The sequence below is a fragment of the Kitasatospora sp. cg17-2 genome (assembly GCF_054031055.1).
In genome coordinates this window covers 3,601,135-3,614,152 of sequence record NZ_CM132923.1, presented here as the reverse complement: position 1 = coordinate 3,614,152, position 13,018 = coordinate 3,601,135, and the positions used below count along the sequence as shown (strand labels likewise).

At 72.9% G+C, this 13,018-nt stretch carries 11 protein-coding genes; 9 read left to right on the top strand and 2 right to left on the bottom strand.

Annotation, left to right across the window (positions count from 1 at the left end; all coding sequences use genetic code 11):
• The first annotated feature begins 156 nt into the window (after positions 1-156).
• Both ACW14Y_RS14890 and ACW14Y_RS14885 read left to right on the top strand, forming a co-directional pair.
• On the top strand, positions 157-696 hold the full coding sequence (locus ACW14Y_RS14890; protein ID WP_380300622.1) for an RNA polymerase sigma factor: 540 nt from the start codon (positions 157-159) through the stop codon (positions 694-696).
• 32 nt (positions 697-728) lie between these two features.
• Positions 729-962, top strand: coding sequence for a hypothetical protein (locus tag ACW14Y_RS14885; RefSeq protein WP_380300624.1), 234 nt, complete (start codon positions 729-731; stop codon positions 960-962).
• A 60-nt stretch (positions 963-1,022) separates the two neighbouring features.
• Here ACW14Y_RS14885 and ACW14Y_RS14880 read toward each other — a convergent pair whose 3' ends face one another.
• Positions 1,023-2,516 carry an MFS transporter gene (locus ACW14Y_RS14880; RefSeq protein WP_456987108.1) on the bottom strand — a complete coding sequence of 498 codons (1,494 nt, stop codon included), beginning with the start codon at positions 2,514-2,516 and terminating at the stop codon, positions 1,023-1,025.
• Positions 2,517-2,610: 94 nt separating this feature from the next.
• On the opposite strand from ACW14Y_RS14880, the gene ACW14Y_RS14875 reads away from it, so the two are divergent.
• Positions 2,611-3,510 (top strand): helix-turn-helix transcriptional regulator, encoded by a 900-nt coding sequence (locus tag ACW14Y_RS14875; RefSeq protein WP_380300628.1) that lies wholly within the window; start codon positions 2,611-2,613, stop codon positions 3,508-3,510.
• A 404-nt stretch (positions 3,511-3,914) separates the two neighbouring features.
• Here the strand turns inward: ACW14Y_RS14875 and ACW14Y_RS14870 are convergent, their stop codons facing one another.
• A complete protein-coding gene (locus ACW14Y_RS14870; protein ID WP_456987105.1) occupies positions 3,915-4,496 on the bottom strand; it encodes a hypothetical protein in 582 nt (193 codons plus the stop codon).
• Between the two features lie 134 nt (positions 4,497-4,630).
• Between ACW14Y_RS14870 and ACW14Y_RS14865 the strand changes: the two genes are divergently transcribed.
• The 6 genes from ACW14Y_RS14865 to ACW14Y_RS14840 all read left to right on the top strand — a co-directional run bounded on the left by ACW14Y_RS14865 (position 4,631) and on the right by ACW14Y_RS14840 (position 12,992).
• Positions 4,631-5,860 carry a sensor histidine kinase gene (locus tag ACW14Y_RS14865; protein ID WP_380300632.1) on the top strand — a complete coding sequence of 410 codons (1,230 nt, stop codon included), beginning with the start codon at positions 4,631-4,633 and terminating at the stop codon, positions 5,858-5,860.
• The gene (locus ACW14Y_RS14860) at positions 5,848-6,492 is read left to right on the top strand and encodes a response regulator (RefSeq protein WP_266269310.1); all 645 of its coding nucleotides are present in this window, start codon (positions 5,848-5,850) and stop codon (positions 6,490-6,492) included. The genes ACW14Y_RS14865 and ACW14Y_RS14860 overlap by 13 nt, the downstream gene beginning before the upstream one ends.
• Positions 6,489-7,373, top strand: a complete 885-nt coding sequence (locus ACW14Y_RS14855) for a DUF4097 family beta strand repeat-containing protein (protein WP_456987102.1) — start codon at positions 6,489-6,491, stop codon at positions 7,371-7,373. The genes ACW14Y_RS14860 and ACW14Y_RS14855 overlap by 4 nt, the downstream gene beginning before the upstream one ends.
• A 379-nt stretch (positions 7,374-7,752) precedes the next feature.
• Positions 7,753-8,859 carry a tRNA dihydrouridine synthase DusB gene (gene dusB, locus ACW14Y_RS14850; RefSeq protein ID WP_380300681.1) on the top strand — a complete coding sequence of 369 codons (1,107 nt, stop codon included), beginning with the start codon at positions 7,753-7,755 and terminating at the stop codon, positions 8,857-8,859.
• A 563-nt stretch (positions 8,860-9,422) separates the two neighbouring features.
• Positions 9,423-12,131, top strand: a complete 2,709-nt coding sequence (gene ppdK, locus ACW14Y_RS14845) for a pyruvate, phosphate dikinase (RefSeq protein WP_380300636.1) — start codon at positions 9,423-9,425, stop codon at positions 12,129-12,131.
• A 303-nt stretch (positions 12,132-12,434) separates the two neighbouring features.
• The gene (locus ACW14Y_RS14840) at positions 12,435-12,992 is read left to right on the top strand and encodes a ribonuclease (RefSeq protein WP_456987100.1); all 558 of its coding nucleotides are present in this window, start codon (positions 12,435-12,437) and stop codon (positions 12,990-12,992) included.
• Positions 12,993-13,018: the final 26 nt, after the last annotated feature.

Here is a 13,018-nt window from a genome sequence, read left to right as displayed (position 1 = left end):
GAATCCTTTCCCGGGGTCGCCGCCTCTTATGGACGACTTCGGTGAGGACCGGGGCGGACGAGGAGGTTGCGACGATGGTCTGGGCAGCTGTGGTGGTCGGTGTGCTGCTGGTCGGGGCGTGCAGTGCGACGGTGCTGCGGAAGTGGGGGCGGCGGCGTGGCTGAGGTGCGGGAGTGGCCGGGGAGTTCGGTGGTGGCCGCGGCGCAGGACGGTGATGTGGAGGCGATCGCCGCGCTGGTCTCGGGGGCGCATCCGCATGTGCGGCGGTTCGCGCGGTCGCTCTGCGCCACGCCGGAGGACGCCGAGGACGCGGCGCAGGAGGCGCTGATCATTCTCTACCGCAAGATCGGGATGCTGCGGGCGACCGGGGCGCTGGCCTCGTGGATGTTCCGGATCGTGCGGAACGAGTGCCTGCGACGGGCGCGTTCGGTGCTGCGGGAGCGGCCGGCGGCCGGGGAGACGCCGTACCGGTCGGCCGAGGACGAGGTGCTGGGGCGGCTGGAGGCCGGGCGGGTGGCGGAGGCGATCGCGGCGTTGCCGGAGGATCAGCGGCGGGTTCTGGTCATGCGGGACGTCCAGGGGCTCAGCGGGCGGACGGTCGCCGATCTGCTGGGGCTGAGCACCGCGGCCATGAAGTCGCGGTTGCACCGGGCGCGGGCGGCGGTCCGGGCGGTCACCGTCGGAGCGGAGTGGTGAAGGGCGGCGCTTCCGGATATGCCAGTCGGACGGTGGCCGGGCATCTGGTGCGGGGCGGGGTCGGGTTCGGCGCGCTGGCGGGGGCGTTCCTGCTGCTGCCGTTCGCCGGGCCGGTGGCGCTGCTCCTCCTGCCGCTCGGGGTGGTCGCCCTGCGCGGGTGTCCGACCTGCTGGGTGATCGGGCTCCTGGAGACGGTGTCCCGGGGTCGGCTGCGGCGGGAGTGTGCCGACGGGCGGTGCGAGTTGCGCCCCACCCGGGCGGAGTAGGACCGGTCGTGGCCACCCGGAGCGGGTGGCCACGACGGAAGGGGGACCCAGGGCCGGCCGTCAGCCGATGGAGCGGGGGAGGCGGGTCGTCAGGTAGAGGACGGTGAAGGACCCCAGCAGCTGGATGCCGAGGCAGAGGGCGAGCGCGCGGTCCATGCCCAGCGTGGGGGAGAGGCTCAGGTAGAGGGAGCCGAGGGTGGCGACGCCCAGGGCGAGGCTGGACTGCTGACCGGTGGCGAGGACACCGCTGCCCACACCCGCCCGGGCGGCGGGGACCTTGGAGAGGACGACGCGGAACAGCGGGGTGCCGATCAGGCCCTGGCCGATGCCGGCCAGTGCGACGCCGGGGGCCATCCGCAGCGGGGAGAACCCGTTCCAGTCGGCGAGCACGGTGACGGCCAGGGTGACGAGGCCGAGGGCCTGGACGACGGCGCCGGCGGTCAGGACCCGGCTGCCGAAGCGGCCGATGAGGCGCGGGCCGGAGAGCGAGGCGGTGAAGTAGCCGACGGCCATCGGGACCAGTGCCCAGCCCGCCGCGACCGGTCCGAGGTGCAGGCCCTGCTGGAGGGCTACCGCGATGACGAACATGAAGCCGCCGAAGCCGCCGAAGTAGGGGAGGGCGATGCCGAGGCCGCGCCGCATCTCGGGGATGCGCAGCAGGGTGGGCGGTACCAGCGGTGCGCCGCCGAGGCGCTCGGCCCGGCGCTCGACCAGGGCGAAGGCGGTGGCGAACACGGGGAACAGGGCGAGCAGCAGCCAGGACCACAGCGGCCAGCCGGCGGCGCGGCCCTCCATCAGCGGCACCAGCAGGGCGAGCAGGGTGGCGGTGAGCAGCACCGTCCCGGCGACGTCGACCTTGGCGCCCTGCGGGGCGCGGCTCTCCGGGACGAAGCGCAGGGCGAGGACGAGGGCGAGCAGGGCGAAGGGGACGTTCAGCAGGAAGACCGAGCGCCAGCCGGTGCCGAAGAGGTCCGCGGCGACCAGCATCCCGCCGAGCACCTGCCCGATGACCACCGAGATGCCGCCGACCGCGCCGTACACCGAGAGGGCGCGCCCGCGCCGGGCGCCGTGGGTGGCGGCGGTGATGGTGCCGAGGACCTGGGGGATCAGCAGGGCGGCCGACGCGCCCTGGGCGGCCCGGGCGGCGACCAGGCTCCATGCCCCGGGGGCGAGTCCGCAGGCGAGCGAGGTCACGGCGAAGGCGGCCGCTCCGACCACGAAGAGGCGGCGCCGGCCGAAGAGGTCGCCGAGTCGTCCGCCGAGGACGAGGAGGACGGCGAAGGCGATGCCGTACCCGGCGGCGACCAGCTCCAGGACGGCGGGCCCGGCGGCGAGGTCGTGGTCGATGGTCGGCAGGGCGACATTCACTATGAAGAAGTCAAGCATCGGGAGGAACGCCCCGAGCAGGACGGTGACCAGTCCGGCTGTACCGAGGGACGGGGAGGAGGGAGAAGTAGGAGCGGAGGAGGGGGCGGTGGCGGTGCCGGTGGAAGCGGCTGAGGCGGTGGCGGGGACGAGGGGCCTGGTGGCGGTCAGTTGCTGGGTCACGGTCATACGATCCGCCGTGCCGCACCCTGGTACCAGAGTGTGCTTATCCAGGTATAAGAAGTACCTGGCAACAGGATGAGCTGTGCCGCATGCTGGTGGAATGAGTCTGACCGCCGTCACGGCAACCACCGGGAAAGTGCCCGCCGATCCTCGGCGGCAACAGCTGGCGGCGTTCCTGCGCAGTCGTCGGGAGCGGATCACCCCCGAGCAGGTGGGGCTGCCGCCGACCGGTCGGCGGCGGACGCCGGGGCTGCGCCGTGAGGAGGTGGCGCAGATCGCCGCCGTCGGCGTCACCTGGTACACGTGGCTCGAGCAGGGGCGCGAGATCCAGGTGTCCGTGCAGGTACTGGACGCGGTGGCACGTGCCCTGCTGCTCGACCCCAGTGAGCGGGCCCATCTGTTCACCCTGGCCGGGGCGGAGGATCCGACGCCGGTCCGGGAGTGCCCGACCGTCACGCCCGCGGTCCGGATGACGCTGGACCGGATGGCTCCCTACCCCGCCGCGGTGATCAACTCCCGCTACGACGTGCTGGCCCACAACGCGCAGTACACCGGGATCGTCGGCGATCTGGCCGCGCTGGCGCCCGAGGACCGCAACCTGATGTGGCTGGCCTTCACCCCCTCGCGCTTCCGCGAGGTGCTGGTCGACCACGAGGAGGAGCGGGACGTCATGGTCGCCCGGTTCCGGTCCGGGATGGGCGACCACGGGGCCGAGCCCGCCTGGCGGGCGCTGCTCTGCCGGCTGCGCAAGGCCTCTCCGGTCTTCGACGCGGCCTGGCAGCGGCACGACGTGCTGCGGCCCGGGAACGGTCTGAAGCGCTTCCTGGTGCCGGAGGTGGGGCTGCTGCGGCTCGACTACACCAGCCTCTGGCTCGGTCCGGTCCAGGGGCCGCGAATGATCGTCTACACGCCGAAGGACGAGGAGACCGCCGCGCTGCTGTCGCGGCTGCCCACCCGGCTTCCGTCGGCCGCGGCGGGGGCGGGGGCGTCGCTCGGCTGACGGCCGCCCGGTGCGGGCCAGGCCGAGAGCGAGGCAGAGCGCGGCCAACGGGAGCTCGACACAGCCCGCCATGATCAGTGCGGCGAGCGTCTCCTGGCCCGGCAGCGCGGTGGCGATGTCGACCAGGGCGTCGCCCGCGAGCAGCAGGGCCACCACCGCGGCCGGTCCGGCGGCGGCCGCGCCGCGGCGGCGCAGCCCGGCATCGAGCCGGAGCAGGGCGGCCAGTTCGCACAGGTCGAGGGCGGCCCACGCGGTGTCCCCCGCGGCCACGAGCAGGGCCGTCCACGGCAGCAGCAGGAACGCGGCGAGCGCGGGCACCTGCTCGGCGAGCGGGCCGAGCACGGGACGGCCGGCCCGTGCGGCGCGCGGCGCGAAGGCGGGGGTGCGGCCGAGGACGGCGGTGCTCATCGGGCACCCCCGGCGGCGCCGACACGGGCCCGGACCAGCGGCGACCGCTCGGGGGCGGCACCGCTCGCCTCGACCAGCACACCGTCGAACACGCCCTCGCCCCAGGCGAGCCAGAACTCCCCGCCCACGGTGACCACCTCGGCCGCGCGGACGACCGGGGCGGGACGGCCGGGCAGCCGGAGCAGCCGCCCGCCGGTGAACCCGACGACCGGGACCGCGCCGCCGTCCGGCAGCCGCCCCCAGGCGAGACCGAGTCGGGAACTGCGGCGCCGGCCCGCCCCCGCCGCGGCCCAGGCGCGGGCCCCGCGCAGCAGACCGCCGGTGAGGCGGGTCGCGACCAGAACGTCCACCAACTCGTCGTGCTCGTAGATCTCCAGGGCCGCCCGGCCGCGGGACCGGCCGGCCCGGACGCTGCGCACCGACCACGGCCCGGCGGCCGGGTGGCCCTGGCCGCGCAGGGCGGCCGGCCCGACCGGAAGCCGCCCCTCGGCCCGGTCCGCCGGGGCGGCCGCGGCGGTGGCGCCGTGGGTCGGACGCCCGTGCGGCAGATCGGCGGAGTGCGATGCGTAGCTCGTCATGCCCTCAAGACTGGCCGTCCCGGGCAGCGTTGTCGGTAGTGCACCGATCCGAATCGGGGGTGTACCCAGCTTCACCATTTCTCGGCACCGGCCTTCATGGTGACGGCCGATCACGGCCCTCTAGGCTGTCCGCCATGCTCTCCACGAAGCCGCGCCGTGCGCTCATCGGGAGCGCCGCCCGGCCCCCGTGGCCTGCGGCGTCCTGGCGGGACGCCCGGTTCCTCGCCGCCGGAATCCCACTCTCCCTTCCCGTCTGGCTGACCCTCACCGTCCCCAAGGCATCGCTGTTCCTCGTGGGCGCGATCCTGCTCGGGATCCGCCTGCTCTCCGCCGCGCAGCGCGCCCGGCTGCGGGCGTTGCGCGGGGTCGACGTCCCGCCGCTGCTGCGGCCCGTCGGCTCCTCGTCCGGCGCGGTGACCGCGCTGCGCACCGCCGTGAGCTGGCGCCAGGTCGGCTACCACCTGGTGGTCGGCCCGCTGGTCGCGCTCGGCGCGCTGGCCGTGCTGTGGGCGTGGGGCGCGGCCGCGGTGGCCGCGACGGTCCTCGGCTGGGCCTGGATGATGCCGTCCACCTCGCCGGTCGCGGACCACTGGGCCAAGCTGGACGTCGCGCTCACCGTCGGCGGCGTGCTGCTGCTGGCGGTCCTGCCCCGGGCGGTCCGGCTGCTGGCCGCCCTGGACGAGGCGCTCGCGGTGCGCATGCTCGGTCCGGGCCGGACGGCGGTGCTGGAGCACCGGATCGAGGAGGTGGTGGAGAGCCGGGCCGGCCTGGTGGACGCGGTCGACGCCGAGCGCCGCCGGATCGAGCGCGACCTCCACGACGGGGCCCAGCAGCGGCTCACCTCCCTGGCGATGAACCTCGGCCTGGCCCGCCGCACCCTCAAGGACGTCCCGCCCGAGGCGATGCAGGTGATAGTCGAGGCGCACGAGGAGGCCCAGGCGGCCATCGACGAGCTGCGGGACCTCGTCCGGGGCCTGCACCCGGCCGTTCTGGAGGACCGCGGGCTGGACGCGGCGCTCTCCGGCATCGCGGCCAGGGTCCCGCTGCCGGTCCGGCTGGACGTCGACCTGACCGAGCGGATAGCGCCGACGGTCGAGGCCGTCGCCTACTTCACCGTCTCCGAGGCGCTGACCAATGTCGCCAAGCACGCCCGGGCCTCCCGGGTGGACGTCTCGGTGCGGACGGCCGGCGGCCGGCTGCGCCTGGTCGTCAGCGACGACGGCGTGGGCGGGGCGGACGCCGCTCGGGGCACCGGTCTGACCGGCCTGCGGCAGCGCACCGCCTCGGTCGACGGATCCCTGACCCTGCTCAGCCCCGTCGGGGGCCCGACCACCATTACCGTGGAGTTGCCGTGCGTGCTGTGATCGCCGAGGACTCGGTCCTGCTCAGGGTCGGTCTGGTCAAGGTCCTCGAGGCCGTGGGCTACGAGGTGGCCGCCGCCGTCGGGGACGCCGAGGCGCTGCTCGTCGCGGTGGAGGAGCACCGCCCGCAGGTGGTGGTGGCGGACGTCCGGATGCCGCCCGGCTTCTCCGACGAGGGGGTGCGGGCCGCGCTGGTGATCCGCCGCCAGTGGCCGGAGGTGGCGGTGCTGCTGCTCTCCCAGTTCGTCGAGGAGCGCTACGCCGCGGACCTGCTGACCAGCAACACCAGCGGGGTCGGTTACCTGCTCAAGCAACGGGTGGCCAATGTCGACGAGTTCGTGGACGCGCTGCAGCGGGTCGCCGAGGGCGGGACGGCACTGGACCCGGAGGTGGTGGCCCAGCTGCTGGTGCGGCGCCACCGCGATCCGCTGGAGCGGCTGACCCCGCGCGAGCGGGACGTGCTCGCCCTGATGGCGGAGGGCCGGTCGAACGCGGCCATCGCCGGATCCCTGGTGGTCAGCGACAGCGCGGTGGCCAAGCACATCAACTCGATCTTCGCCAAGCTCGACCTGCCGCAGGCCGACGACAGCCACCGCCGGGTGATGGCGGTGCTGCGTTTCCTGGAGGTGGCATGAGGACGCCGGAGGCCGCTCCGGCGGCGGGCACCGGCCCGTCCCGGAACGGGGGGTCGACGACGGCCCGCCCGGAGGCACCGGTGCCCGGGCCCGCGCGCGGCGGCCACCGGGGCTGGCGGGTGATCGGGACCCTGGCACTCGTCGTGGTGGTGCTGATCGGTGCGGTGCAGACCTGGGCGATGACGGTGCAGCAGCAGGCCCGTTCGGAGCGGACCTACGGGATCGCGGTGACCAAGGTGCGGTTGGACACCGGGCGGGCCACCGTCCGGATCAAGCCCGGGCAGGAGGGCCAGGTGGTGGTCCGGCAGTTCCTGAACTGGGTGGTGCGGAAGCCGGTGGTCTCGGCGCTGTTCGACCAGGACGAGCTCGATGTCCGGATGTTCTGCAACCAGGTGTTCGCGGTCAGGGACGTCGGCTGCGGGGCGGTGGTCGAGCTGGAGGTTCCGCCCGGGGTCGCGGTGACCGGCCGCCAGTCCAGCGGCAACATCGACATCGCCGGGGTGAGGGGTGAGATCGATCTGGTCTCCACCTCGGGGGAGGTCCGGTTGGCCGATGTGTCCGGTCCGCTGACCGTGCGCACCACCTCCGGCTCCGTGCACGGCCGGCGCCTCACCTCCCCGAGGGCCGACGTGGCCGCGACCTCGGGCTCGGTGGAGCTGGGCTTCGTCACGGAGCCCTCGGCCGTGGACATCGGTGTCACCTCGGGATCGGTGAGCCTGGGCCTGCCACGCGGATCCCACTACGACTTCGAGGGCGGCATGGCTCCCAGGGGCGGGATAGATACGGCGCTGGCCGACCCTTCCAGCCCGCACAAGGTCAGGATCTCGGTCAGCTCCGGTTCGGTGGAGGTCCGCGCGAGGGACGTCGACGGCAGCGGCTGAAGGCCGACCGGACCGGGGGTCGGGAGGGGCCCGGGCGGCGTCGGGGAGAGGGAGGCAAGGAGCCCGGGCCGGGCCGCCCCAGAGGCGGTGGGGAGCCCGGGTCGGCGGCCCCCCGGGGCGGGTCCGGCGGGTGGGGGACAATGGAGAGTCCCCGAATCGCCGTCCCCGAGGTCAGCCGCGCATGACAGTCCCGCCCGCACCCACCGAGCCGAGCACCGCGACCGGCACGACCGGCGCCACCGGTACGACCGGCACCAGCACCGCGACCGGCGCCACCGGCACCGCGGCCACCGGCCTCACCGGCACCGCGACCGCGACCGGCAGCGCCACCGCAGCCACCCCGGCCACCGGCGAGTTCGCGCCGCTGACCGTCGGCCCGATGCGGGTCTGGCCGCCCGTGGTCCTGGCGCCGATGGCCGGCATCACCAACGCGCCGTTCCGCACCCTCTGCCGTGAGCAGAGCGGAGGCAAGGGCCTCTACGTGTCGGAGATGATCACCACCCGGGCCCTGGTCGAGCGCAACGCCAAGACCATGCAGCTGATCAAGTTCGACCCGAGCGAGAAGCCGCGGTCGATCCAGCTGTACGGCGTGGACCCGGTGACCGTCGGCAAGGCGGCTCGGATGATCGCGGACGAGAACCTCGCCGACCACATCGACCTCAACTTCGGCTGCCCCGTCCCCAAGGTGACCCGCAAGGGCGGCGGGTCGGCGCTCCCGTACAAGCGCAACCTGTTGCGCGAGATCCTCCGCGAGGCCGTGTCCAACGCCGGTGACCTGCCGGTCACCATGAAGATGCGCAAGGGCATCGACGACGACCACCTCACCTACCTCGACGCCGGCCGGATCGGCGCCGAGGAGGGCGTCTCCGCGATCGCCCTGCACGGACGCACCGCCGCCCAGCACTACGGCGGTACCGCCGACTGGTCGGCGATCGCCCGGCTGCGCGAGGCCGTCCCGGCGGGGATCCCGGTGCTCGGCAACGGGGACATCTGGTCGGCGGACGACGCGGTGCGGATGATGCGCGAGACCGGCTGCGACGGCGTCGTGGTGGGTCGTGGCTGCCTGGGCCGGCCGTGGCTGTTCAGGGACCTCGTGGCGATCTTCGAGGGCGAGGTCGACTACGCCCGTCCGACGTTCGCCGACGTGACGCGGGCGATGGTCCGCCACGCGCAGCTGCTCGGTGAGTGGCTGGGCGACGAGGCCCGCGGTGTGATCGACTTCCGCAAGCACGTCGCCTGGTACACCAAGGGCTTCTCGGTGGGCTCGGAACTGCGGGTGAAGCTGGCGAACTCGTCCTCGTTGGCCGAATTGGCCGAAACCCTGGCCCTGGTGGAGCAGTCGCAGAGCTGGCCGGCCGGTGCCGACGGTCCGCGGGGCCGGACCAGCGGCAACAACCGCGTGGTTCTGCCGGAAGGCTGGTTGGACGATCCGTACGACTGCGCCCGACCGGGCGAAGACGCCGAATCGGACACCTCTGGCGGATGATCTGTACGGGATGGCAAAGATGACCCTCTCGGGTCGCTGGCCATCCCGTCCCAGCCCTCTTTTCCACTATGGACAAGAGGGCTCCTTTTTGGCATTCGAATGTCACGGAGCGAGCACGTTTCTGGACGTAGTGCGACGATGGGCGGGGTCGGCCTACGTTCGATCGGTGAGATGTGTCCGTGACGCTTGCCACATACCCTGCGTGCCCCAGGGGTCCGACAGGACGAAATGAACAAGTCGATGGTGGATCGCTTCCCGAAGGGGGGCGGCGACGGATCGGCACTGAGGGTGCAGGAAATCAAGCCGGGCCGTCAGGCCGGGCGCCCGGTGGCTACCGTGTGTTCCGGTTATGTGATCTTCCGGTTTCCCCGCGTTCAAGACTTGAACGCTTGCTAGCGTCATCCGGACGATTTCGCCTCCAGAGGTGAACGCCGTTCCATGCATTCGATCTATCGGGTTACCTGCTGGTCCTGGCCACGTACGGCCTATTGGCAGCGCAGAAGAGCCTTCGAAATGGGTATGTTCTCCGGCGTCAGGGCAACCGTGCGCGAGGAGACAGACCCGTGTCGTCCCAGCAGAAGTTTGTTTACTCCTTCACTGAAGGAAACAAGGACCTCAAGGATCTTCTTGGCGGCAAGGGCGCGAACCTGGCCGAGATGACCAACCTCGGCCTTCCGGTCCCTCCGGGGTTCACGATCACCACCGAGGCCTGCAAGGTCTTCCTGGAGACCGGCACCGAGCCGACCTCGCTGCACGAGGAGATCAGCGCCCACCTGGACGCGCTCGAGCAGGAGATGGGCAAGCAGCTCGGCCAGGCCGACGACCCGCTGCTCGTCTCGGTGCGTTCGGGCGCCAAGTTCTCCATGCCCGGCATGATGGACACCGTCCTGAACATCGGCCTCTCGGACACCTCGGTGACCGGCCTGGTCGCGCAGTCCGGCAACGAGCGCTTCGCCTGGGACTCCTACCGCCGCCTGGTCCAGATGTTCGGCAAGACCGTGCTGGGTGTCGACGGCGAGCTGTTCGAGGAGGCCCTGGACGAGGCCAAGCACGCCAAGGGCACCGCCGACGACCTCGATCTCGACGCCGCGGACCTGAAGCAGCTGGTCGAGGTGTTCAAGGGCATCGTCGAGCGCGAGACCGGCCGGGCCTTCCCGCAGGACCCGCGCGAGCAGATGGACCTCGCCATCCACGCCGTCTTCCACTCCTGGAACGGCGACCGGGCGCGGCTCTACCGCCGCCAGGAGCGCATCCCGAACGACCTGGGCACCGCGGTCAACGTCTGCAGCATGGTGTTCGGCAACCTCGGCGAGGACTCCGGCACCGGCGTCGCCTTCACCCGCGACCCCTCCACCGGCGCCCAGGGCGTCTACGGCGACTACCTGTCCAACGCCCAGGGCGAGGACGTCGTCGCCGGCATCCGCAACACCCTGCCGCTGTCCGAGCTGGAGAAGCTCGACAAGAAGTCGTACGACGAGCTGATGTCGATCATGCAGACGCTCGAGACCCACTACCGGGACCTCTGCGACATCGAGTTCACCATCGAGCGCGGCAAGCTCTGGATGCTCCAGACCCGGGTCGGCAAGCGCACCGCCGCCGCGGCCTTCCGGATCGCCGTCCAGCTGGTCGACCAGGGCCTGATCGACCTGGACGAGGCCCTGATGCGGGTCACCGGCGGCCAGCTCTCCCAGCTGATGTTCCCGCGCTTCGCCCCCAACGCCGAGTCCAAGCAGATCGCCCGGGGCCTCGCCGCCTCGCCCGGCGCCGCGATCGGCAAGATCGTCTTCGACTCCTACACCGCGGTGAAGTGGTCGCGCTCCGGCGAGAAGGTCATCCTGGTCCGCCGCGAGACCAACCCGGACGACCTGGACGGCATGATCGCCGCCGAGGGCATCCTCACCTCGCGCGGCGGCAAGACCTCGCACGCCGCCGTCGTCGCCCGCGGCATGGGCAAGACCTGTGTCTGCGGTGCCGAGGAGCTGGAGGTCGACACCAAGCGCCGCCGGATGACCACCGCCGACGGCCTGGAGCTGGAGGAGGGCGACGTCGTCTCCATCGACGGCGCGACCGGCAAGGTCTACCTCGGCGAGGTACCCGTGCTCCCCTCCGCAGTGGTGGAGTACTTCGAGGGCACCCTGCACGCCGGCGCCGACGTCCAGGGCGGTCTGGTCCAGGCCGTGCACCGGCTGATGTCGCACGCCGACGGCCGCCGCCGCCTCGCGGTGCGCGCCAACGCCGACAACGCCGAGGACGGCTCGCGCGCCCGCCGGTACGGCGCCCAGGGCATCGGCCTGTGCCGCACCGAGCACATGTTCCTCGGTGAGGAGCGCCGCAAGGAGGTCGAGCACCTGATCCTCGCGGACAACGACAAGGACCGCGAGGCCGCGCTCTCCACCCTGCTGCCGCTGCAGAAGGGCGACTTCCTGGAGCTGTTCCAGGCGATGGACGGACTGCCCGTCACCGTCCGTCTGCTCGATCCGCCGCTGCACGAGTTCCTGCCCGACATCACCGAGCTGTCGGTGCGCGTCGCCCTCGCCGAGGCCCGCAAGGACCCGAACGAGAACGACCTGCGCCTGCTCCAGGCGGTGCACAAGCTGCACGAGCAGAACCCGATGCTCGGCCTGCGCGGTGTGCGCCTCGGCCTGGTCATTCCCGGTCTGTTCGGCATGCAGGTCCGCGCCATCGCCGAGGCCGCCGCCGAGCGCAAGCTGGCCGGGGCGGACCCGCGCCCCGAGGTCATGATTCCGCTGGTCGGCACCGTCCAGGAGCTGGAGCTGGTCCGCGACGAGTGCGAGCGCGTGCTCGCCGAGGTCGCCCAGTCCACCGGCGTCCAGCTGGACATCAAGCTCGGCACCATGATCGAGCTGCCGCGCGCCGCCGTGACGGCCGGCCAGATCGCCGAGGCCGCCGAGTTCTTCTCCTTCGGCACCAACGACCTCACCCAGACGGTCTGGGGCTTCTCCCGCGACGACGTCGAGGCCTCCTTCTTCACCGCCTACCTGGAGAAGGGCATCTTCGGGGTCTCGCCGTTCGAGACCATCGACCGCGACGGTGTCGGCGCGCTCGTGAAGCACGCCGTCCAGGCCGGCCGGGCCACCCGCCCCGACCTCAAGCTCGGCGTCTGCGGCGAGCACGGCGGCGACCCGGAGTCGGTGCACTTCTTCCACGAGGTGGGGCTGGACTACGTCTCCTGCTCCCCCTTCCGGATCCCGGTGGCGCGCCTGGAGGCCGGCCGCGCCGCCATCGAGACTGCGGGCAGCGACTCGCGCTGAGTGCCGGGGGCTCGTCATGAGCCCCCCGGCGCGGCCGAATCGCTGACCGTGTCCCCTCCATCGGGGAGGGGCGTACACCGGAGCTCGGCGCAGGAGAACCGGCGTACGTGAAGCGGCCGGGGCAGGAACGGACAATGGCGTCCGTACCCGCCCCGGCCGCATGCTTTTCCCGGCCGGACCCGCCCCGGAGGCCGCCCCCCGCCCCGGGGGTCGCCCGCCGCCGCGGCGGTCGGCCCCCCGTTGTGGTGCCGACCACGCGTGTGGCTGGCCGGGCCCCGGTCCGCCGACTGCCAAGCTGGGCCCATGACCAGCAGAAACCGCCTGTGGACCGCCCTCGCCGTACTGATCTGCGTGCTCGCCGCCGCGGTCGGCTACTTGCTCTCGGACGACACCGGCGGCAGCGCGTCCAAGACCGCCGCGTCCAGAACCACCGCCCCGGGCGCCACCGCCACCGCCACCGGCCCGGCCGCGGCCTCGACCGCCCCGGTGGCGCCGAAGCCCAGCGCACCCCGGTCCTCGGCCCCCGCCACGCCGCCCGCGACCGCCGCCGGCACCGGCTGGGTGCCGACCGACCCGGCGCTGGCCGACGTCTGCCGCACCAGGCTCCCGGACCAGGCCCGCGACACCCTCGGGCTGATCGCCAAGGGCGGCCCCTACCCCTACCGCTCCGACGGCATCGTCTTCGAGAACCGGGAGAGCCGCCTTCCGCGCAAGACCTCGGGCTACTACCACGAGTTCACCGTCGTCACCCCCGGCTCCGGTGACCGGGGCGCCCGCCGGGTGGTCACCGGCGACTCCGGCGAGCAGTACTGGACCGCGGACCACTACGCCACCTTCCAGGAGATCGACTCCCGCTGCTGAGGAGCGGGTGCGGCGGTCCGGTGCTC

Bases quoted from the DNA above. Each gene is read 5' to 3' on its own strand.
- ACW14Y_RS14875 (WP_380300628.1), top strand. From the start codon at position 2,611: ATGAGTCTGACCGCCGTCACGGCAACCACCGGGAAAGTGCCCGCCGAT.
- dusB (WP_380300681.1), top strand. From the start codon at position 7,753: ATGCGGGTCTGGCCGCCCGTGGTCCTGGCGCCGATGGCCGGCATCACC.
- ACW14Y_RS14870 (WP_456987105.1), bottom strand. From the start codon at position 4,496: ATGACGAGCTACGCATCGCACTCCGCCGATCTGCCGCACGGGCGTCCG.
- ACW14Y_RS14880 (WP_456987108.1), bottom strand. From the start codon at position 2,516: ATGACCGTGACCCAGCAACTGACCGCCACCAGGCCCCTCGTCCCCGCC.
- ACW14Y_RS14855 (WP_456987102.1), top strand. From the start codon at position 6,489: ATGAGGACGCCGGAGGCCGCTCCGGCGGCGGGCACCGGCCCGTCCCGG.
- ACW14Y_RS14840 (WP_456987100.1), top strand. From the start codon at position 12,435: ATGACCAGCAGAAACCGCCTGTGGACCGCCCTCGCCGTACTGATCTGC.
- ACW14Y_RS14865 (WP_380300632.1), top strand. From the start codon at position 4,631: ATGCTCTCCACGAAGCCGCGCCGTGCGCTCATCGGGAGCGCCGCCCGG.